The 18,623-nt window shown below is 65.4% G+C and carries 34 protein-coding genes and 1 tRNA gene; 12 read left to right on the forward strand and 23 right to left on the reverse strand.

Translation table 11 applies throughout. The features are described from left to right. Nucleotides 1-55: 55 nt before the first annotated feature. A complete protein-coding gene (gene tgt / locus METRZ18153_RS0105340; protein WP_020163747.1) occupies nt 56-1,165 on the reverse strand; it encodes a tRNA guanosine(34) transglycosylase Tgt in 1,110 nt (369 codons plus the stop codon). Further along, complete coding sequence (queA, locus tag METRZ18153_RS0105345) at nt 1,155-2,246, reverse strand: tRNA preQ1(34) S-adenosylmethionine ribosyltransferase-isomerase QueA (RefSeq protein ID WP_020163748.1); 1,092 nt, start codon at nt 2,244-2,246, stop codon at nt 1,155-1,157. The genes tgt and queA overlap by 11 nt, the downstream gene beginning before the upstream one ends. A 61-nt stretch (nt 2,247-2,307) precedes the next feature. On the opposite strand from queA, the gene METRZ18153_RS0105350 reads away from it, so the two are divergent. Beyond that, nucleotides 2,308-2,392: transfer RNA gene (locus METRZ18153_RS0105350), tRNA-Leu, on the forward strand. Nucleotides 2,393-2,457: 65 nt separating this feature from the next. Here METRZ18153_RS0105350 and METRZ18153_RS0105355 read toward each other — a convergent pair. From METRZ18153_RS0105355 to METRZ18153_RS0105455, 21 genes are all read right to left on the reverse strand, one after another. Continuing rightward, entirely contained in the window at nt 2,458-3,456 is a 999-nt protein-coding gene (locus tag METRZ18153_RS0105355) for a tyrosine-type recombinase/integrase (RefSeq protein ID WP_020163749.1), read from the reverse strand. Nucleotides 3,457-3,465: 9 nt separating this feature from the next. Further along, complete coding sequence (locus METRZ18153_RS0105360) at nt 3,466-3,696, reverse strand: DUF4224 domain-containing protein (protein WP_020163750.1); 231 nt, start codon at nt 3,694-3,696, stop codon at nt 3,466-3,468. Continuing rightward, entirely contained in the window at nt 3,693-3,896 is a 204-nt protein-coding gene (locus tag METRZ18153_RS0105365) for a hypothetical protein (RefSeq protein WP_020163751.1), read from the reverse strand. The genes METRZ18153_RS0105360 and METRZ18153_RS0105365 overlap by 4 nt, the downstream gene beginning before the upstream one ends. Then, a complete protein-coding gene (locus tag METRZ18153_RS0105370; RefSeq protein ID WP_020163752.1) occupies nt 3,893-4,225 on the reverse strand; it encodes a hypothetical protein in 333 nt (110 codons plus the stop codon). Before METRZ18153_RS0105370 ends, METRZ18153_RS0105365 begins: the two co-directional genes overlap by 4 nt. Next, nucleotides 4,222-4,629 (reverse strand): hypothetical protein, encoded by a 408-nt coding sequence (locus tag METRZ18153_RS0105375; RefSeq protein WP_157257188.1) that lies wholly within the window; start codon nt 4,627-4,629, stop codon nt 4,222-4,224. The genes METRZ18153_RS0105370 and METRZ18153_RS0105375 overlap by 4 nt, the downstream gene beginning before the upstream one ends. Nucleotides 4,630-4,833: 204 nt before the next feature. Further along, nucleotides 4,834-5,334, reverse strand: coding sequence for a DUF551 domain-containing protein (locus METRZ18153_RS0105380; protein WP_020163754.1), 501 nt, complete (start codon nt 5,332-5,334; stop codon nt 4,834-4,836). Continuing rightward, nucleotides 5,331-6,053: a hypothetical protein gene (locus METRZ18153_RS0105385; protein ID WP_020163755.1), complete on the reverse strand. Its 723-nt coding sequence runs from the start codon at nt 6,051-6,053 to the stop codon at nt 5,331-5,333. Before METRZ18153_RS0105385 ends, METRZ18153_RS0105380 begins: the two co-directional genes overlap by 4 nt. Beyond that, complete coding sequence (locus tag METRZ18153_RS0105390; protein WP_020163756.1) at nt 6,050-6,304, reverse strand: hypothetical protein; 255 nt, start codon at nt 6,302-6,304, stop codon at nt 6,050-6,052. Before METRZ18153_RS0105390 ends, METRZ18153_RS0105385 begins: the two co-directional genes overlap by 4 nt. Continuing rightward, nucleotides 6,301-7,254 carry a phosphoadenosine phosphosulfate reductase domain-containing protein gene (locus METRZ18153_RS0105395; protein WP_020163757.1) on the reverse strand — a complete coding sequence of 318 codons (954 nt, stop codon included), beginning with the start codon at nt 7,252-7,254 and terminating at the stop codon, nt 6,301-6,303. The genes METRZ18153_RS0105390 and METRZ18153_RS0105395 overlap by 4 nt, the downstream gene beginning before the upstream one ends. Next, nucleotides 7,251-7,700, reverse strand: coding sequence for a hypothetical protein (locus METRZ18153_RS0105400; RefSeq protein ID WP_020163758.1), 450 nt, complete (start codon nt 7,698-7,700; stop codon nt 7,251-7,253). The genes METRZ18153_RS0105395 and METRZ18153_RS0105400 overlap by 4 nt, the downstream gene beginning before the upstream one ends. Next, nucleotides 7,697-8,698, reverse strand: coding sequence for a recombinase RecT (locus tag METRZ18153_RS0105405; protein WP_020163759.1), 1,002 nt, complete (start codon nt 8,696-8,698; stop codon nt 7,697-7,699). The genes METRZ18153_RS0105400 and METRZ18153_RS0105405 overlap by 4 nt, the downstream gene beginning before the upstream one ends. Continuing rightward, entirely contained in the window at nt 8,680-9,591 is a 912-nt protein-coding gene (locus METRZ18153_RS19930; RefSeq protein WP_020163760.1) for a YqaJ viral recombinase family nuclease, read from the reverse strand. Before METRZ18153_RS19930 ends, METRZ18153_RS0105405 begins: the two co-directional genes overlap by 19 nt. Continuing rightward, nucleotides 9,578-9,841 carry a hypothetical protein gene (locus METRZ18153_RS0105415; RefSeq protein ID WP_157257189.1) on the reverse strand — a complete coding sequence of 88 codons (264 nt, stop codon included), beginning with the start codon at nt 9,839-9,841 and terminating at the stop codon, nt 9,578-9,580. The genes METRZ18153_RS19930 and METRZ18153_RS0105415 overlap by 14 nt, the downstream gene beginning before the upstream one ends. Nucleotides 9,842-9,943: 102 nt before the next feature. Beyond that, nucleotides 9,944-10,180 carry a hypothetical protein gene (locus METRZ18153_RS20490; RefSeq protein ID WP_029143569.1) on the reverse strand — a complete coding sequence of 79 codons (237 nt, stop codon included), beginning with the start codon at nt 10,178-10,180 and terminating at the stop codon, nt 9,944-9,946. Then, nucleotides 10,177-10,509 (reverse strand): hypothetical protein, encoded by a 333-nt coding sequence (locus METRZ18153_RS0105430; RefSeq protein ID WP_020163764.1) that lies wholly within the window; start codon nt 10,507-10,509, stop codon nt 10,177-10,179. The genes METRZ18153_RS20490 and METRZ18153_RS0105430 overlap by 4 nt, the downstream gene beginning before the upstream one ends. After that, nucleotides 10,506-10,742 carry a hypothetical protein gene (locus METRZ18153_RS0105435; protein ID WP_020163765.1) on the reverse strand — a complete coding sequence of 79 codons (237 nt, stop codon included), beginning with the start codon at nt 10,740-10,742 and terminating at the stop codon, nt 10,506-10,508. Before METRZ18153_RS0105435 ends, METRZ18153_RS0105430 begins: the two co-directional genes overlap by 4 nt. Next, a complete protein-coding gene (locus METRZ18153_RS0105440) occupies nt 10,739-11,074 on the reverse strand; it encodes a hypothetical protein (RefSeq protein ID WP_020163766.1) in 336 nt (111 codons plus the stop codon). Before METRZ18153_RS0105440 ends, METRZ18153_RS0105435 begins: the two co-directional genes overlap by 4 nt. 219 nt (nt 11,075-11,293) lie before the next feature. Next, a complete protein-coding gene (locus METRZ18153_RS0105445; protein WP_157257190.1) occupies nt 11,294-11,584 on the reverse strand; it encodes a hypothetical protein in 291 nt (96 codons plus the stop codon). After that, nucleotides 11,566-12,006, reverse strand: coding sequence for a thermonuclease family protein (locus METRZ18153_RS0105450; RefSeq protein WP_020163768.1), 441 nt, complete (start codon nt 12,004-12,006; stop codon nt 11,566-11,568). Before METRZ18153_RS0105450 ends, METRZ18153_RS0105445 begins: the two co-directional genes overlap by 19 nt. After that, nucleotides 11,979-12,320 (reverse strand): hypothetical protein, encoded by a 342-nt coding sequence (locus tag METRZ18153_RS20795; RefSeq protein ID WP_157257191.1) that lies wholly within the window; start codon nt 12,318-12,320, stop codon nt 11,979-11,981. Before METRZ18153_RS20795 ends, METRZ18153_RS0105450 begins: the two co-directional genes overlap by 28 nt. A gap of 36 nt (nt 12,321-12,356) precedes the next feature. Beyond that, on the reverse strand, nt 12,357-12,818 hold the full coding sequence (locus METRZ18153_RS0105455) for a hypothetical protein (RefSeq protein WP_157257192.1): 462 nt from the start codon (nt 12,816-12,818) through the stop codon (nt 12,357-12,359). 87 nt (nt 12,819-12,905) lie between these two features. Here METRZ18153_RS0105455 and METRZ18153_RS0105460 point away from each other — a divergent pair, with 87 nt between their 5' ends. The 11 genes from METRZ18153_RS0105460 to METRZ18153_RS0105515 all read left to right on the forward strand — a co-directional run bounded on the left by METRZ18153_RS0105460 (nt 12,906) and on the right by METRZ18153_RS0105515 (nt 18,622). Continuing rightward, nucleotides 12,906-13,136, forward strand: a complete 231-nt coding sequence (locus METRZ18153_RS0105460; RefSeq protein ID WP_020163770.1) for a transcriptional regulator — start codon at nt 12,906-12,908, stop codon at nt 13,134-13,136. A gap of 168 nt (nt 13,137-13,304) precedes the next feature. Continuing rightward, on the forward strand, nt 13,305-13,673 hold the full coding sequence (locus tag METRZ18153_RS0105465; RefSeq protein WP_020163771.1) for a hypothetical protein: 369 nt from the start codon (nt 13,305-13,307) through the stop codon (nt 13,671-13,673). Further along, nucleotides 13,670-13,798 carry a hypothetical protein gene (locus METRZ18153_RS21205; protein ID WP_020163772.1) on the forward strand — a complete coding sequence of 43 codons (129 nt, stop codon included), beginning with the start codon at nt 13,670-13,672 and terminating at the stop codon, nt 13,796-13,798. The genes METRZ18153_RS0105465 and METRZ18153_RS21205 overlap by 4 nt, the downstream gene beginning before the upstream one ends. Further along, nucleotides 13,795-14,160: a hypothetical protein gene (locus METRZ18153_RS0105475; protein WP_020163773.1), complete on the forward strand. Its 366-nt coding sequence runs from the start codon at nt 13,795-13,797 to the stop codon at nt 14,158-14,160. Before METRZ18153_RS21205 ends, METRZ18153_RS0105475 begins: the two co-directional genes overlap by 4 nt. Then, nucleotides 14,157-15,209, forward strand: coding sequence for a YdaU family protein (locus tag METRZ18153_RS20355; protein WP_020163774.1), 1,053 nt, complete (start codon nt 14,157-14,159; stop codon nt 15,207-15,209). Before METRZ18153_RS0105475 ends, METRZ18153_RS20355 begins: the two co-directional genes overlap by 4 nt. Beyond that, the gene (locus METRZ18153_RS0105485; RefSeq protein ID WP_157257194.1) at nt 15,160-15,564 is read left to right on the forward strand and encodes a hypothetical protein; all 405 of its coding nucleotides are present in this window, start codon (nt 15,160-15,162) and stop codon (nt 15,562-15,564) included. The genes METRZ18153_RS20355 and METRZ18153_RS0105485 overlap by 50 nt, the downstream gene beginning before the upstream one ends. Continuing rightward, nucleotides 15,561-15,782: a hypothetical protein gene (locus METRZ18153_RS0105490; protein WP_020163776.1), complete on the forward strand. Its 222-nt coding sequence runs from the start codon at nt 15,561-15,563 to the stop codon at nt 15,780-15,782. The genes METRZ18153_RS0105485 and METRZ18153_RS0105490 overlap by 4 nt, the downstream gene beginning before the upstream one ends. After that, nucleotides 15,779-16,183, forward strand: a complete 405-nt coding sequence (locus METRZ18153_RS19945) for a hypothetical protein (protein WP_020163777.1) — start codon at nt 15,779-15,781, stop codon at nt 16,181-16,183. The genes METRZ18153_RS0105490 and METRZ18153_RS19945 overlap by 4 nt, the downstream gene beginning before the upstream one ends. Continuing rightward, a complete protein-coding gene (locus tag METRZ18153_RS20360) occupies nt 16,180-16,782 on the forward strand; it encodes a hypothetical protein (RefSeq protein ID WP_020163778.1) in 603 nt (200 codons plus the stop codon). The genes METRZ18153_RS19945 and METRZ18153_RS20360 overlap by 4 nt, the downstream gene beginning before the upstream one ends. Before the next feature lie 2 nt (nt 16,783-16,784). Next, nucleotides 16,785-17,015, forward strand: coding sequence for a hypothetical protein (locus tag METRZ18153_RS0105510; protein WP_020163779.1), 231 nt, complete (start codon nt 16,785-16,787; stop codon nt 17,013-17,015). Then, nucleotides 17,015-18,622 (forward strand): portal protein, encoded by a 1,608-nt coding sequence (locus METRZ18153_RS0105515; RefSeq protein ID WP_020163780.1) that lies wholly within the window; start codon nt 17,015-17,017, stop codon nt 18,620-18,622. Before METRZ18153_RS0105510 ends, METRZ18153_RS0105515 begins: the two co-directional genes overlap by 1 nt. Nucleotide 18,623: the final 1 nt, after the last annotated feature.

The following is an 18,623-nucleotide window of genomic DNA, read 5'->3' on the forward strand; positions in this document are numbered from 1 at the left end:
GCGTCCTACATGCCCGGATGGGCAGGATTTGCTCACATATCGGCCATTGCGCGGGTCAGACACCGCGCATGCGTTCGGCCAGGAAGGAAGCTGACCACTGAGCGTATTGGCCGGCTTCGATCGCTTCACGCGCTTCGCGCGTGAACTGCTGGTAGAAGTGCAGGTTGTGCAGCGTGTTCAGGCGCGCGCCCAGCATTTCGTTGCAGCGGTGCAGGTGGTGCAGGTAGGCGCGCGTGTAGTGCGTGCAGGTGTGGCACTCGCAGGAGGCGTCGAGCGGCGCGGTGTCGTCCTTGTAGCGCGCGTTCTTCAGCTTGATGTCGCCGTAGCGGGTGAACAGCCAGCCGTTGCGCGCATTGCGGGTCGGCATGACGCAGTCGAACATGTCGATGCCGTAGCCGATCGCGTGCACGATGTCTTCCGGCGTGCCGACCCCCATCAGGTAGTGCGGCGCGTCCTGCGGCAGCCGGGGCGCGGTGTGCGCGAGGATGCGCTGCATGTCCTCCTTCGGTTCGCCGACCGACAGACCGCCGATGGCGTAGCCGTCGAAGCCGATGTCCTTCAGTCCGGCGAGTGACTCGTCGCGCAGGTCTTCATGCATGCCGCCCTGCACGATGGCGAACAGCGCATTCGTGTTGCCCAGCTTGTCGTGCGCGTCGCGCGAGCGCTGTGCCCAGCGCAGGCTGAGCCGCATCGACTCCGCCGCCGTCGCGTGGTCGGCCGGGTAGGGCGTGCACTCGTCGAAAATCATCACCACGTCGGAATTCAGGTCGTGCTGGATGCGCATCGACTCCTCCGGCGTCAGCATGAGCTTGTCGCCGTTGATCGGGCTGGCGAAGCGCACGCCTTCTTCTGTGATCTTGCGCAGCGCGCCGAGCGAGAACACCTGAAAGCCGCCCGAGTCGGTCAGTATGGGCCGGTCCCAGCCCATGAAGCGATGCAGGCCGCCGTGCTTGCGGATGATGTCGGTGCCCGGTCGCAGCCACAGGTGGAAGGTGTTGCCGAGCACGATGCGCGCGCCCATGTCCTTCAGCTCGGCCGGGTCCATGCCCTTGACCGTGCCATAGGTGCCAACCGGCATGAACACCGGCGTTTCGACGCTGCCGTGCGCCAGCGTGACACGGCCGCGGCGGGCGAGACCGTCAGAGGCGAGCAGTTCAAACTTCATCGGAGTCCTTCATGCGCGTCGGAATGAACATGGCGTCGCCGTAGCTGAAAAAGCGGTAGCGCTGCGCCACCGCATGCGCGTAGGCAGCGAAGATGCGGCGCCGGCCCGCAAGCGCGGAAACCAGCATCAGCAGCGTCGACTTCGGCAGGTGGAAATTGGTGAGCAGGCCGTCGATGACGCGGAAGTCGTAGCCGGGTGTGATGAACAGCCGGGTATCGCCGCTGCAGGCGGTCAGTGGACCGTCGCCACAGGCGGCCGCCGCCGATTCCAGGCAGCGCAGGCTGGTGGTGCCGACGGCGATCACTCGCCCGCCGGCTGCCCGGGTGTCGGCGATGGCCTGCGCAGTGTCGGCCGACAGCTGGAAGCGCTCGCTGTGCATCCGGTGCTCGGCCAGGTTTTCGACGCGCACCGGCTGGAAAGTGCCGGCGCCCACGTGCAGCGTCACCCGTGCGGTGCGCACGCCGCGCGCGGCGACCGCGGCCAGCAGCGCTTCGTCGAAATGCAGGCCGGCGGTCGGTGCGGCGACCGAGCCGGGTTCGCGCGCGAACACGGTCTGGTAGCGCTCCTCGTCGGCTTCCGCCGCCGCGCGGTCGATGTAGGGCGGCAGCGGCAGGCGGCCGTGGCGCTCCAGCAGGTCGAGCAGCGGTGCATCGGCCGGTCCGCGCAGCACGAAGAATTCGCCGTCGCGCCCGAGCACTTCCAGGTCGAAGGCGTTCTCCATGCGCAGCCGGCCGCCGGGTCTGGGCGTCTTGCTGGCGCGTACCTGGGCCAGCGCCTCGTGCTCGCCGGTCAGCCGTTCGATCAGTACCTCGACCTGACCTCCGCTGTCCTTCTGTCCGTACAGGCGGGCGTGCATCACCCGTGTGTCGTTGAACACCAGCAGATCGCCGGGGTCGAGCCATTGCGGCAGGTCGCGGATGCTGGCGTCGGTCGGCGCGTCGCAGCCGACGACCAGCAGGCGGCTGGCGCTGCGTTCGGGCAGTGGCGCCTGCGCGATCAGTTCGTCGGGCAGGTCGTAATCGAAGTCGGAGAGCGTGAGCACGGCGTCGGACGGGGCGGAGAAGCGCGAAAAACCGCGCATTGTACCGCCCGGCGACTTGCCGGACGGCGTCGGTCGCCCGCATAATCCGGCCCTCTTCCCTGCCGGGATGGCGGAATCGGTAGACGCAGCGGATTCAAAATCCGCCGCCGCAAGGTGTGGGGGTTCGAGCCCCCCTCCCGGCACCAGAACCAGCGCGGGTTTCAGCGATTCGCTGGAATCTCACCCGCTCACTACGCGCACTATCAGCGCACTATTTCGCGGGGTCGACCAGCTTGCCGCGCCGGATGTAGTGGCGCTGAGTGGTGGCGATCTGCTTGTGTCCGAGTGTGGCCTGTGCGCGCTCGATGTCGTCCATGTCCGTGGCTACCTTCGGGCGGATGTCCCGGAACTGATAGTGGGTTTCGACGCCGGCCGATGCCCGCGCACGGGCGAATCTCTTGACGAACGTGTTGTAGGGCATAGCCTGCCCAGTGTCGTCCTGCACGAGATAGATCGATGTCGCGATGCGCCGGCGCGTGCGTAGCTCGTCCAGCAGCAGGCCCAGCTCGTTCGGCGCCCCAGCCTCGTCGCGCAGTCGGAAGCGAACGGCCGACCCCGTCTTCGTGCGCTGCATGCGCAGGGCGTCGCCTTCGATCTGCCGCGTTGTGGCCTTCAGGATCACGCCGATGTCGGCGCCGGTGAGGCGGCCGATGCGCATTGCGTCTTTCACCGACTGATCGCCGGCCAGCAGGATCGCCGAATAGACCGCGTCCGACATGTACACGTCGCGGCCGCGCTCCCGGTTGCGGCTTACGCCCTGGCACGGATTCGGCTGCGTCGTGTAGCCGTGCTCGCGCGCCCAGTTCCACAGCTTCGAGAGCAGGGCCAGTTCCCGGTTTGCCTGCGTCGCGGCTTTCGCCGACCGGATGCGCCGGTACTCGGCTACGTCGGCCGGCGTCACGCTGTCCAGCGCGGATGCGCCGAACACGCCCACCAGGTTGTCGAGCTGGCGCAGGTAGTCGCGCCGGGTCTTGAGCGCCTTCGTCGGGATGTACTGCTCGCGGAACTTGCCGGCGACGGCCGCGAACGTCACGGCATCGGGGTTCAGGCGCACGCCCTCGCGCTGCGCCCACTCGATCAGGGCCTTCGGCAGATCGTCGGCCGGCGCGACCTTCGTCTCACGGCGGTTGAGGTCGCGGTAGTAGTAGCCGTCACGCTTGAGATACAGGCGCGCGGGAAGATCGCGATTGACGGTGCGGCGGCGTCCCATGTCGAGTGATCAGGCAGCGATGGCCGAAAAGTTGTGCTTCGTCCCGGCATGCACGGTCGGGGCGGTCGATTTTGCGCCGGTCAGGCGGTCCAGCCAATACTGCCGCAGCACGCGGATGTGGCCGGTCTCCGCGATGGCGTAGGGCCAGCGGTTGCGGTCCAGCCACGCCTGCTGTCGCGCCCGGTGCGCGCAGCCGGTTAGCTCGCGCAGTTCTCCGGACGAGAGGTAAGTGTCGGTCATTCCTTCTCCTTCAGCGCGACGGCTTCCGCGTAAAACTCGTGCCCGATGTCATTCGCGTAGAATCCGGCCCATCCGTACAGCCACAGGAAGACGCGTCGGCTGAGCCATCTGACCGGAACGGCCATGACTACCCAGTAGCACACAAATCCCAGCGCCATCTTCAATGCCCATTCCCGGTAGAGCGCGTCGGTGATTTTCATGCTTGCTCCTTCAGCGCTTCGGTCGACGTAATTTTCGCTTCCACGATGGCCTCACGCAAAATGTTCTCCGCCTTGGCCAGCGCACCTTTCGTGTCCGGCTCTGACAGCAGCATCCGATAGCAGCGCTCGATGTCGCTCAGCAGCTTCTCGCGCCTCCTGCGCTCCCCATGCCACTGATCGAAGTAATCACGATGCTCGCGCTCCAGCACTTCCAGCCGATTGGCGGCGGCATCGATCAGTTCGCCCAGCGCGGCCGGGTCTGGCTGCTTGAGCCGCTTGTCTCCGCGGCGCCAGCGGTTGTAGCGGCGCAGCCGGTCGGATAGGGTCATTGCGGCTCCTTCAGCGCGCTTTCGTCGTCCTTGATCAACTGGTAGTGGCGCCCGCCAAGATGGCGCATCCGCAGCGGCTTTGGCTTGTCCCAGATGCACCACGTCCCGTCAGACACTTCCTGCGTCCGCTTCCCCTGTGCATACCAAAGGCTGACCGCCTCCCAGAACGGAGAAGCGCCAGAAGGCTGTTCGATCGGGTCCCCGCGCCTATCGACGACCACGGGGCCGCAGCGCGGGTGATCCTCGAAATGCCATTTCTTGGTGCCGACGGCGATGATTCGAACCGGGCCGCCGAGCGAGATGTGGATATCGTGCATCACTTCTCCTTCAGCGCGCGGATGGTCGATACCCGCCCCTTCGGACAACTCGCCGAGCAGTGCCCGGACTGTCCGCAGATCATGCATCGGTTGTAGATCGGGTCTGTCCGGTGCTCGAACAGCAGCCGTTGCAGTCGGTCGCGCGGGGTCATGGCGTCTGCCACCAGAAGCGACGCGCGAATGAAAAGCCAACCTTGGACGCCTCTCGCTTTGACTGCATGTCGGTCTTGTGGTCGCGCCACAGCTTTGCGGCGCGTGCCCTGCGCTGTAGAAACGTTGAGCCGCACCGGATCATCCCTGCGCTCCTTCAGCGAGTGCGGCAACCGGCGGGGTGGGCAGCGGCATCCAGTGTGTCGGCTCGCCTTCGTGGATCGCCACTTCGGTGTAGTCGTTCCAGTTGTCGATGCATTCGTACCAGCCGCCCTCCAGGCCCACGCCATCGGCGTCTGTCTCTGCCGCTTGTTCGTCGGTCAGCCACCGCGCCATCACGGTTCGGGGCCTGCTGTGGCTGTTTCGATAAAACAGGATTACCTTGCGGCCATCCTTCGGCGCCGTATCAATCGGCTGCCACTGCATCCGCGCCTCGCGCTCACGGCTGGCGGCGAGTTCGGCGCGCAGGCGGCGGATTTCTTCGGACTGCTGGAGCAGCTTGCCGGCTACATCAAGCGTCGGTTGCGGCGTCGGGTGCCAGCACTGGCATTGCGGGCCGGCGTAACCATAGACCCCGGACAGCTTCGGTAGAGAGCACTGCGGGCAGACGATCACGCCCATCGGTGTGTTGATGTCGCTCACGGCTTCACCTCCCCGCGCAGGGCGGCTTCCATCTCGTCGGCCAGTTCCAGCACGCTGTTGTTCCACTCCTCCGCCTCGCGGCTTGCGAACACGAAAGATCCGGTGTCGTGTTCGTGGTAGCCGTTCTCCCCAGCGTGCTTCTCCGCGCTGGCGCGAAGCCAGTTCGCTGCACGCGCGTATCCAGCAGCCTCGCGGGCGGCGCCGTATGAGATCGCAGCGGGCAGGAGGGTCACTCGTTCTCGAAGCTGGTGGGCGGTCGGCTCGTAAGTGCAAAAATGCGGCGGGCCATCGCCAATGCGCGTACCGTTCCAGCATACCCAGCCGATTTCCTCCGGCATCGGCACCTCTGCCGGATCCGCCATCATTTTCGCGGCGTCACGAAATTGATCGGGCGCGGGGGCGAGCGCGGCACGCTGCTGAATTCCGACTTCGCGCACTCTGGCGGCGAGCGCTTCGTCGACATGTCGTCGCGCGAGCTTCTCGGCTAATTCATAGAACCAGTTCGGCATGTCGCTCTGCCCGAGAAAGTACAAGCTTGCGGCGTGACCCATCAGCGTGAAAACGACGGCTTCCCACTGGTCACGCTCGTTCCCCTCCGGCACTCCGCGCTGGATGTGCGCGAGCAGGGCGGCTAGCGCTTCGTCGCTTCCTTCACCGAGGAGAACAGCATCCGCATACGCTTGAGCCAGCCGCTCCGCTTCCTTCATGATGTCGCTCATCCCTGCTTCTCCTTCGTGTTTCGCCCCGGCCGTGGCCCATGCACCTCGGGCAGCAGCGGCGGTGTGTTGCTCTGGCCGTACTGCGCGACGGTCTCTGCGTGCAGTCGGTGGTAGCGGTTGCGGGCGTCCTGCAGGCGGATGCGTGCGCCGATCAGCTCGTCGATCTGCGTGCATATCTCGGCGTCGATCGCGCGCAGCCGCGTCAGCCGGCCGGCGAGGTCGTGCATCTGGCGCTCGATGAGGGTGCTCATTCGCATAGTCCATATGCAGACGCGCACGCCGTCGGCTCGATCAGGTCGGCCAGCAGGTCGTACTGCTTCCCGCCGCGACTGGTCTTCGCCCACTCGACGCGCGCATAGATGTTCAGGTCGGCGAATATCTCGCGACGGTCCGCGGCTTCGTGCCCATCTGACAGCATCGTCGAGAAGCCTCTCTTGCAGGCCTGCCCGACCAGCAGCTCCCACTGCGCGATTCGCTCAACGTGCTCCGGCCATCGCGCGGATATCTGGCGCAGCTCATCCTTACCCACGTTGATGCAAGGCATGCAGCCGACACGCGAGCAGCCCTGCAGATAGAGCGGGTTGGGCTGGATGCCGGCCTGCGCGCAGTGATCGAACACCTGGGCAGCCGACCACTCGACCAGCGGCCTGAAAGCGAACATGCGCGGCCCGATGCGCTCAAACTTCAGCGCATTGGCACGCGCCGGGGATTCGTCGCGGCGCACGCCCTGCCAGGAAACGACCGTATGACCCTGGTCGACCAGTCCCAACTGGAACAGAACGGCGGGCTTCGTCTTGAGCTCTTCCGTGCAGAACTGGGCTTTCCTGCTCGGGAACCGCCCTTTCCATAGACACAGGTCCAGGAACGGATTGCCTGTTGGATGCAGCACAGCCAGCGCTCTGCGCTTGGCCTTGTTCGACCAGCGGAGCCGCCGCCCGGATTTGTCGCGCCTCTGCCGCTGATCCCGCGCGATGAACATCCGCTTCGCAGCAATCTCGTCATCGAACGACGCGCGCAGGCGGTGGATCTGGATGTCCAGCGCCCGTTCGAGGTAGTCCAGGTACTCATAGACCGCCTCGTGCTCATTCCCGGTGTCGCAGAAGATCGGCACCACGCGGTCGCGGCGGAAACGCGACATGGCGAGCAGCAGCGTTGCCGCGCTGTCCTTGCCGCCGCTGACGGAGACGACATGCAGAATCACGCCGCCACCTCCCCCACCTGCCGCGCCCGCTCCTCGCGCCGCATCTGCACCATCTGCTGATACGCCACCCGGAACAGTTCGCCGGACTGCGCCGACCAGAAGCGGATCGCCGTGTCCGCCAGCAGCACCAGCGCGGCGGATTCGTCGGCGCTGACGCCCCACTTGCCGGTCCGCAGCTCGCGGTCGTGAATGTTCAGGATGGCCACCTCGGCCACCTTGCAGGCCTCCGGCACACCCGCTACCGGGCGCGCAGCCATGCTGTTCGCGAGCGCCAGCAGGTCGTGCGTGTCGCACATGTCCAGGAAATGGTCTTTGCCCGCGAAGCCACCGGTGAAGGCCGTCACGCTCATGCGCAGCCGCGTTTCATACCGCGCGTCGAGGCTGATGCACACGATGCCGGGCGGCTGCGCGGCACGGTGCTTGATGTGGGCGCCGCGCTTTCTCACGACGGAATATCCCCGGTCAGCTCGGCGCGCTTCAGGCGGTACTGCTCGCGCAGTGCTTCGCGCTCGTCGGCGTCCTGCACGAGGTCGATCAGCGTAGCGTCGGCGTCGAGCATGTCGGCGTCCTTCGCAGCCTCGATGCGCACCGTCAGGCTGGAGAAGGTCGGGGCTTCGGGCGCGCTCGATTCGATGGCCACCGGATCGGTATCCGCCGGTAGCGCAGGCAGTTCCGGGTCAAGCATGTCGATCATCTGGTCACGGCCGTCGCTGGCCATTCCATCGAGCGCGACCGCGGTCTGGAACTCGATCGAGAGCGGCAGGTACTTGGCGAGCCGGCGGATCACCGTCTTGCGGCCCATCTCGACGAAGTTGTCCTTCCACGGACCGTACTTTCCCTTGCTCTGCGTGCCGGCCATGATCTGCTCGACCTGCTTGCGGCTCATGAACTCGAACGAGTGGCCGCCGTCCTTCAGCTTCGCCACGGCGTAGAAGCCGATCAGCGCGCCGCGCTCGTCGAAGCTCGGACGATGCTCCAGCTTCTCGTCGAGGCCGTAGACCAGTTCGAAGTGATCGTTCTCATGCACCTCGTGCGCGGCGATGCTGACGATCTGGCCTGACCTGCGCGCGAGGTCGATCAGCCCCTTGTAGCCGATGATGACCTGCACCGACTTCACCCAGCGCTCATTACCCTGGCCATCCTTGCGCTTCGTGTTGAACGGCACGAGATAGGCGTGGCCCAGCACCGTGTTCGGCTCCAGACCCATCTGCGCGCACTGGCCGATGGATCCGATCAGGCTGGGCACGTCGCATTCCAGCAGGCCCGGCGTGGTGGTGACAGCGATCTGCGCAACCTTCAGCAGGCGCTCCGCGTTCAGGTGCCGAGGCAGCATCTTGGCGATCTCGCCCTTGCGGGTGTCCAGCAGATGCGCGACCTGCTGCTTCGGCGTCATGTCCTGCAGCTTCTGTCCGGTAGCGATGGCCTTCAGTGCTTGCGTGCCCATTGTTCGGTGTCCTTGGCGTTGGTGAGGCGGAAGTCGATGTATTCGCAGGCCGGCTGCACGATGGTCGTGGCCTTCTTGCGGATCAGTTTTCTGCGGTAGGCCTTGCCGTCGGGGAAGCGCAGAAGCGCCGCGTTGCCCATCTCGGCCAGCAGGTGAGCGCGGGCGCCGTCGACCACGCCTTGGTACTTGTCGCGCATCTCTTCAGCGGTCTTCAGCACGGCGCGCCAGTGCTCGTGCATCGGTGTCGCGTCCAGCGTGCTGCCGTCCGTACCCGGATACAGCTTGCGCAGCGTGTCCAGCGTCTTGCGGTCGGCGAAGTCGAGCGGCGGCTGTGCTTGTGGGATGACGAACTGTTGCCAGAAGTCCGCAGCGCGCTGGCGCATGACGCCAATCAGCTCGTCGTCGCGCTCGACGACATACGGGCGCAGGTCGTCACCGATCAGCGCGAAGACGTGGCAGAGATGACGGCCCGTGATGCCCAGTCCCCACTGCACCTGCGCGACGTAGTGCAGCGGCAGGTTGTCGGTGTCGAGGTCGCCCCACTCTTTGGCCTTGAACGGATGCACCGTCTTGATCTCGATGTTCTCGTCCGCCGTCTGGGCGTCGATCTCGGCAGCGAAGAACGGCACATCGCCGTCGATGTAGCGCACGTTCTGCGCGACGATCTGCAGCCCGTGTTCCTCGCGGATCATGTCGAGGATGTAGGGCTCAAGGCGCGACCCTCGACGCTTGGCAGCAGCGTTGCGGCCGTCCTCGACTGCCGGCTTGATCTTGTCCAGCCACAGGTCGGTTGCCGTCTTGTACGGGCTCACGCCCAGGATGGCCGCGATGTCGCTGCCGCCGATGTACTTCTGGCGGTCGTGCGTCTGCGGAAGGCGCTCAGGCGCATTCATTCCGGTACTCCTTCAGGTTCTTCATCACGCGGCGGGTGCGCCGCATCTGGTGTTCGATCTCGCGCAGTACTTCGGCGGTCTGCACTTGGTAGGCCGTGGCGCGGCACACGGCCACGGCGTCGCCGCCGATGAACTCGGTCTGCGCTGCGATGCTGTCGGCGGCCAGCACGCGCATGGCGGCATGGGCACGGCGCCAGCGCAGGGCGAGGATTCGAGCGCGGAGGGCGAGGGCGGACGGGCGTTTATTCATCGTCCGGCCCTCCCATCTCGTCGATGCAGCGGCCGGCGATCTGCGCAACGGTCATTGCGATGACGACGTAGATCAGTGCGCCGAGCAGGATCAGCGGGGCGCTCATTTCGCGCGCTCCTTCAGCATTGCGTCGGCCATCGCATAGGCGTCCATCGCTGCGCCCGTCCGCCACGTCTCGTCGGGGAACTCGGGGCATTGAGCAAGGCAGACTTGCATCGCCTTAGCCGCGAAGTAATCGCGCAGGGTCATGCCGGCTTCCGGATAGATGAAGTCACCGTTGGGGAGGTTGCTCAGTCCAGGAACCGGAAACGCCGGCCCTCCGTTCTCGTTCGCACTCATGCCGGCACCCCCTCACGCTCGACGATGCCAACCGGCACCACCCCCGGCGTGCCAACAGGCACGACAACCACTTCGCCACCGCGGATCGCCAACTGGTGACCGAGCAGCCGTGCAGCGCGGGCCACCTCGAACACGCTGGCGTTGTCTTCGACCTGCGCGCCCTCGCGGCTACGCATGTAGATGCAGCCGGCGGTCAGCAGCGTCTGCATCACCGCGTCGTAGCCCTGCGTCTGGCCGATCATGCGAAGCGCCGGGTTCTCGTTGCAGGTGGCGACGACGAGGCAATCCACGTCCTCGCGCACGTCGAATTCGTAGCGAGGGGCGTTCATGCCGCCACCTGCTTCGGTTGCTGCATCTGCTTGATCTGCGCGAACGCCTCAGACCCCGGACCGAACTTGGTGACGATGTGGCCGAAGGCATTAACCAGTGCTTCGCGGTTCTCGCAATCGGCGCGGACCATCAGGGCCGCGAGGTCACGGACGAATCCGCCGCCGAACTTCGCCATGGCCTTGACCATCGTGGCGAAATCGTCGTCCGTCATTTCTGCGTAGGTGATGTTCATGCCGCCACCCCGTAGCGCTGGAAGTCGTTCAGCCGGGCGCGGGCCAGACGGTCGTCGGTCGCGAAGTCGTCGGCCAAATCAGCCGCGCGCAGATCGATCTCGACGCGGGCGATCGGCTCGATGATGTGCAGGTCACGCGCCGCGCGGATCGCGGCAAGCTGCTCGTCCCACGGTGCGCCCGATGCCAGCACACGCAGCACGTCGCGCGAGAACGCCTCAACGTCCGCGCCGTGCCATTCCAGCGACTTGCGATCCGGCATGCCGCCCGTCTGTTCGATCGGTTCCCGTACCCGGGCCTCGATCACCTGCTCTGCTGCGCTCCTCGTTTCCATCGCTTCCTCCGTGTGGGGTGTCGATGGCTGAACATTAGCGCAGCTAAATCACAAAGGCAATAGCGGTGCTAAACTTTTTTGCGGGGTCATCCTTTCGGACGATGTCCGCGAACATGGAGGCAGGCGCGATGGACCAAAAAAAACCCGCTCAGAGCGGGGATGGTGTCAAGGTTGAGGGGTCAGAGTTCTACGAGTACCCGGACAAACCGTGGGTGCCGATCATTCAGCGGCTTGAGAAAGAAGGGCTGTGGCCTCCCTCAGAGCCTGCTCTATGTCATACATGCCCTCTATCCAGACCTCGGGGGTTTTTCCGTCGAACTGCTCGATGGCTGATTGATGTTCGACATGACTTAGCGCTTTATCGGCAGCGCGCCTGGCGACCGCTGCGTCGCTTCCTGCCAAGGCTTTGATGAGCACGATCAGGGCTTGAGCACGCCCGGAAATACGCAGCGCTTCTTGCGCGTCGAATGGCCGGCCGGATGGCGAGTCGCTCACCTGTTCTTCCTCCATTCCCACGGCGGCACCGGCTTTGGCTCACCCCACAGGCCACGGCCAGCGGCCCGCGCATCGTCTTGCAGGCCGTACAGGGTGCGGTCTGTGACGTAGCGGTCGAACACCCAGGCCATGCCGCTGCGCACTTGGTGCGCGCTGGCGTCCTCACCTCTGCATGTAACGCGGGCGACGGTGCGGCCGTAGCGGTCGGTCTTCTGAGGGTGTATCTCGGCGCGCACGTTGAAGCACAGGTCGGACAGAGACCGTTTGGAGGCGGCGCCGAACGGCTGCCGGCTCTCCGGCGCATCGATCTCGGCCACGCGCACCTTGAGCTGCTCGCCTCCGTCCGGGCGAACGGTGATGGTGTCGCCGTCGGAGATGGCGACTACGAGGGCGAGCAGGACCTGCGCAGTCAGACGAATTTCTCTTTGATCGCCCATCCCGACGATGGGACGAACTCGGGTTTTATCTCGGATACCACCAGTGCAACTGGGCCAGAGCCCGGAACGACCGCAAACTGAGCAAGGCACAGGCACGCGATGAATGATGCCGGGTAATGCACTTGCTCTGGGAATCCGGCAAGGCATTGCTTTGGGCCATCCGGCGACGGGTATCTGATTCTGGCGATTGAGTCGTCGACGTCGTCGACAACGACTGGAAGACAAGCCCCATCGCGAAGGTTGCAGTCGAGGAACTCCCCTGCAAACTGGATCGCCGCATCTGGACACGAAAACACCAAAGGTTTGGTGTTCATGCGACGGCCTACCAGGCGAGACCACCGGGACATGAGCTATTGCCCCTGTGTCTGCGTGACGCTTTTCCGAGCCCTGGACGCACGGGGCTTCGCCCCGAACTCCTCGACGCGATGGGCTGGCGCCTGCTCTGCGATGCCAAGCGCTGCTTTCATTGCCGGGGTCGAATCGCTCATTGCGTCGGCGATCTGTCGGATGATGCCCCTGACCGTTTCCTGTGTTTCCTCAGGGAGGGTTCGATACAGGACGATCATCATCCGCTCGTCGTCTGTGGGCTTCAGTTCATCCTCCGGGTCGTCTCTCTTGAGCCCGTCGAAGAATCCTGTTCCAAGCCCAAGTTTCAGCTCAATGTGCCGCGCACTGGCGTCGCCAAGCCTCCGATGCGTGGAAAGCCACTGGCTGACCAACGACGCCGGCTTGCCGATCGCGCGCGCGAAGTCCGCCTGGCTGCTGTTGAAGCGGCCAGCAATGAGGCGGCGCAGAAGGTCAAGGCGGTCCATACCCACATAGTAAGCAAAGCTAAATTTAGCGGGGCTATTGACCTTTGACTTTAGCGCGGCTAAATTCAGAGCGTCTAAGGAGTCCATATGAAGCTTGAAACCTACCTTTCCGAAGTCGAAAGCGCTGCCAGCCTGGCCGCGAAACTTGAGGTCACGCCCAGCTTCATCAGCCAGATCGTTACCGGTCGGAAGCCTGTTCCCGCCGAACGCTGCTCGGAAATTGAGCGTGCGACTGGCGGAGCCGTGACGTGCGAAGAGCTTCGCCCGGACCTCGCTGACCACTGGGCTTATCTGCGCGGTACGCAGGCCGCCGCATGACCCCCGGCTCCTCTGCCGTGGTTCTGACCCCAGGCCACGGTCTTCAACCCCTGCCTTCCGGCCGCTTCATGTCGACCGCGCGATCCGGTTGGCGGGGTCTCTTTTTTTTCCTCCGATTCCAACCTGTAACGCAACCTGTAATTCGGTCGCGTTGCATCAGTTCTGCTGATGGTGGCCGCCATGCAACGTGAAATGCCGTTCCTCGAATCGCTCCAGAAATCAAGCTGGGTGGCCGAATCCATCGTTACAGGTTGGGAAACCTACCGTGACGCGGTGATCTGGTGTTGGCAGAACCGCAGGCGGAACAGCCGCGATGAGATCGGCGATCAGGCCATGTTCGCGCGCTCGTCCGGCGTTCATCGCCCGCATGTCTCGCGGATGCTGAACCCGCGCACCAAGGCGCCGATGGATCTCCCGCCCGATCAGCTGCCCAGCTTCGAGGCATTCACCGGTTGGCGCGGCGTTACTCAGTACATGGCGCACATCGGCCGCACGACGGTCATGGAACAGGTGATTGCGGAAAGGAACGTGGCATGAGCCAGTTCCTGCGCCGCTACCTGCAGGTCTGCATGGACGCCGGGTCGTTCCTTGGAATCATCTTCGGAACAGTCGGCGTTCCGTTCGTGCTGCTGGCGTTCGTGTGCTGGAGGTTGTTCAGATGAATGCCCAGACCGACATGTTCAGCCGCACGCCCACGCGCATCAGCCGCCGCGGGATGGAGCGCAAGCAGGCAGGGCAGGAGCGCGCGCTGAAGAACGAGGCGCCTGAGTGGCGTGTCGCCGCGCTCGTGCTGCTTGAGAAGTTCTGCAGCCAGCACCACGCCGGCCATGCCTTCGCGTTCGAGGATTACCGCACCTTCGCCCTGTCGCGCGGACTGCAGCACCCGCACGCGCATCAGTGCTGGGGCGCACTCGCTTCCGCTGCCGCAAAGGCCGGGATGATCGAGCGCACCGGTGACTATCGCCCGGCCAATAGCCCGCGCACGAACCGGCACCCGGTGACGATGTGGAGGGTGGTGGCGTGAATTTTTTCAAGCTTTACATCGGTGATTATCAGCGCGACACGGCGCATCTTTCAGTGACCGAACACGGCGCGTACATGCTGATGCTGCAGCACTACTACGCCACCGAAAAACCCCTGCCCACCGGTAAGGCGCTGCACCGCATGTTGCGCGCCCAAGACAAGGCAGAGCGTGACGCCATAGACGCCGTCGTTGCTCAGTTCTGGACGGTTACCGATGACGGCCTCATCAACGGCCGAGCCGACGAAGAGATCACGAAAGCGGGCAAGCAGGCGGACACGAACGCACGCATTGCGCAGGAACGAGAAGCCAAACGAAAGGCACTACGCGAACAGCACGAACAGAGCACGAATCGTGATGGCGTCGAAACGGATGACAGTGAAGAAAAGGTCGGAATTTCTCGTGAAAAACAACTGAAAAAGTCGAGAAAAACATCAGACGGCTACGCGTCGCCCAGAAACTCCGAAAGCACGCAAGTCATTGATTCTCATACTGACGGATATCACGAATCGTGCTCATGGCGTGCAACGAACGACCAACCTAGCCATAGCCATAGCCAGACACCAGACTTAAAACCCTCTCCCCAGCAAGCAGCGTCAACACCTCAACCGGAGACGCGAGAGCCACCGACTGCCGCCGCGCTGCCTGACGCTGTGACCGACCGCGCCCTGCAGCTGGTGCTGCTGCTCCGCCCGAGAGGCGCAGCCCTGCAGGCCGGTGACCCGAGGGTTCGAACCTGGGCTGAGCGCGGCATCACCGACGCCCAAGCCCTGCAAGCGCTGGAGATCGCCCAGCAGCGCCGGCAGGACGCCGCAGACCCGAAGCCGATCAACGCCGGCTACCTCGACGCGATCCTCGCCGACGTCGTCACCGCGCCGCCTGGCCGAAGTCCGCCGTCCGGAAACCGCCCGATGACCCGAGAGGACAGCCGCCGAATCGCGGCAACCACCCGACTTTCCGACTTCCGCGAGGCATGTGCCGCGGAGCAACGAGGACAGACCGATGACGACAGCAGAACGATCGAAGCCGACGCTTCCAGACTCCTGGGTTGAGCGGATTTTCGACCGCATGCAGGGCCTGTACGGCTCGCTGTGGGTCGATCGCTGGCGCACCGGCGAGATGGTGCAGCGTGCTGGCCGACAGTTCGACCAGGGGCTGCTCAACGCGAAGGCGACATGGGCGCAGGAGCTGGGCGGTTTTGCCGGGCAACCGGAGCGGATCAGCCGGGCGCTCGAAGCCTGCCGAGGTAAGCCGCTTCCGCCCACGTTGCCCGAGTTCGTCGAGCTCTGCCGGGCGCAGGTCGCCGAGCAAGGGGCACCGCGCCTCTCGCTGGCGCATCCGAAGGCTGAAGCCCGCGCCCGGAACATGGCCGGCGTCCAGGCATTGATCCGGAGGATGACGGCATGACCGACTGGCAGATGGCGATGGTGCTCGGCTTCCGCGAGCCGTCCGCCCCGGTTCTCGCTCCGATCTACGACCGCCCGCGCCCGGTTCCCGTCACCGATGCCGAGGCGCGCGCATGGGCTAAAGCGAGGGCGAAGGGCATGCCGTGGCGTGAGATGTCGGCGAAGTTCGGCCGGCCGATCTGCACGATCAGGAGCCACATCGAGCGGGGTTTCGCATGAGCGAGAAGCAGGTCGCGCGCGCGTTTGCCGAGTTCGAGGTGCCTGTCATCCTTGTGAGCCTGCTCAACGCTCGGGAGCACTGGGCGACGAAGGCGAGGCGGGCGAGGAAGCAGCGCGAGGCCGCGAGGATGTGCGCGCTGTCCTGCACGCTGTTCGCGGAGATTGCGGCGGCCATCGCAGACGGTGCGCCGCTGGTCGTGACCATCACCCGCATCGCGCCGCGCCAGCTCGACGACGACAACCTCGCCGGCAGCGCCAAGCACGTCAGGGACGGCATCGCTGACGCGCTGGGCATCGACGACCGTGACGCGCGGGTGCAGTGGCGGTATGCGCAAGCAAAGGAGCGGCATCCGGGCTGCTACACGTGCCGCGTGCGGATCGAGGAGGCGCCGGCCGGATGAGCGCACGCGACCTCGACACCCGCATCGACTGGTTCCGCGTCATCGCCGACCTGAACCGGGCCGGCTACAGCACGCGAGGATTCGCCGACAGCCTGGGCATCGCCCGCACGACGATCGAGGGCTGGAAGGCTGGATCGGAGCCCAAGCACGCCGATGGCGAGAAGCTGCTCGCGTGGTGGGCGCAGGTGACCGGGCGCGAAGTCGGCGCCGCCCCGAGGCAGCCGCGATTGCCGGGAATCCGGCCGTCGCCGACCGCGAACATGCGACCTGTCCCTACGCTGGAGGCTTTCGCCATGTCCCGAGGTATTCCGAACAAGGCCCGCACCGTGCAGACGCCGGGCGAACCCATTGCCACGCAGGAAGCTGCGCAGGCTCCCGCCGAGCATGTGCTGACGGTGCCCGATGCTGGCGCTGACGACGACGCGCGCGAGCTGGAGCCGCAGGACGTTGAGATCGTTGAGGCTGCTGTGAGTCGCAAGCAGGTCGAGACCTCGCAGGAGATCGCCGACCGCACCGGCCGCCCGTACCTCGACCCGCAGGAAGGCTGGGTGCTGCCGTCCGCACCGAACCCGAACGTCGCCAAGATCGGCGGGCGCTGACCATGTGCGGCAGCCCGAAGACTCCGAAGGTCCAGACCTACGACGCGCAGAAAGAGGCGGCGAAGGCTGCGAACGCCGCGGCAGCGAAGCTCAACGCCGAGGCCGCCGCACGCCGCCGTGGCCGTCGCCGCACTTCAATGCTGTCCGCTGGCGCCCGTGGTGCTGACGAGACGATGGGCACGAGCGTGCTGGCCACTGCAGCGCCCGGCGGCAAGGCTCAACTGGGCGCGTAATGGACTCGACTTCCAGCCCCGCCGCAGAGGTCTGCCGCCGCCTCGACCAGATGCGCGCGGACCGCAAGCCGCACGAACCGGTGTGGCGCGACTGCTACCTGCACACGCACCCGATGCGCTCGCACGGGTTTGATGAGTTGATCAAGGACGCCCAGCAGGCCGACACGCGCCAGGCTGACCTGATCGACACCACCGGCACCGAGTCGGCTGACCTTCTCGTTTCCAACATCGCCAGCGGCATGACGCCGCCGAACAGCCTGTGGTTCGAGCTGGAGCCAGGCACCGGCATGGCCGACGATGAGGGCAAGCGCTGGCTGTCCGGCGCTGCCCGTGCGCTCTGGACCAACATCCACGCCAGCAACTTCGACGCCGAGAGCGTGGATGCGCTGACGGATGCTGTCGATGCCGGGTGGTTCGTGCTGTACGTCGAGGAGGCGGAGGAGGGCGGATTCCGGTTCGAGCAGTGGCCGCTGTCCGAGTGCTTCATCGCATCGACCAAGCCGGGCGGCCGGATCGACGTGGTCTATCGCGAGTTCGAGCTGACCGCACAGCAGGCGGTCACGCAGTACGGCGAAGCGGTGAGCGACAAGACCAAGAAGCTCGCGCAGGACAAGCCGGCCGAGAAGGTGCGCTTCGTGCATGCCATCGAGCCGCGCCGTGTGTCGGTAGTCGGCGCCCGGCTGGCGCGCAACCTGCCGTTCGCCTCGCGCATCATCGAGGTGGGGCAGAAGCTCATGGTCCGCGAGTCGGGTTACCACGAGTTCCCGTGCGTCGCGCCGCGGTGGCACCGCATTCCGGGCAGCCCCTACGCGCTCGGTCAGGCATTCAAGGCGCTGCCTGCCATGCGCCAGATCAACGCCATCTGCCGGATGGAGCTGGCGTCGCTGGACCTCGCCATTGCCGGCATGTGGATCGCTGAGGACGATGGCGTCCTGAACCCGCGCACGGTGCGCATCGGCCCGCGCAAGATCGTCGTCGCGAACAGCGTCGATTCGATGAAGCCGCTGGTGCCGGGCTCCGACTTCAACGTCACGTTCAGCAAGATCGAGCGGATCCAGGCGCAGATCCGCAAGATCATGATGGCCGACCAACTGCAGCCGCAGGACGGTCCGGCCATGACCGCGACAGAGATCCACGTCCGCGTCGGCCTCGTGCGCCAGATGCTAGGGCCGATCTACGGCCGCCTTCAAGCCGAGTACCTGCAGCCGCTGATCGAACGCTGCTTCGGGATCATGTACCGCGCCGGCGTGCTTGGTCAGGCGCCCGAATCGCTGCAGCGAGCTGGCTTCACGGTGCGTTACATCGGCCCGCTTGCACGCGCCCAGAAGTTCGAAGACGTGACCGCAGTGCAACGCCTCTACGAGATGGGTGCCGGCATGGCCCAGGTCGCGCCCGAGGTGTTCGACAACATCGACCACGACGAGGCGTTCCGCGAGGTCGCCGAGAACCTGGGCGTGCCTCAGAAGACGCTGCGCCCGGTTGCCGATCGGGACGCTGTGCGCGATCAGCGCCAGGAAGCACAGCAGGAGGCGGCCGAGCAGCAGCAGGCCGCCGCACTCACGCAATCAGCAGGTGACGCCGCGGTGAAGCAGGCGTTCGCGGCATAAG

The sequence above is a fragment of the Methyloversatilis discipulorum genome (genome assembly GCF_000385375.1).
GTDB classification, from domain to species: domain Bacteria; phylum Pseudomonadota; class Gammaproteobacteria; order Burkholderiales; family Rhodocyclaceae; genus Methyloversatilis; species Methyloversatilis discipulorum_A.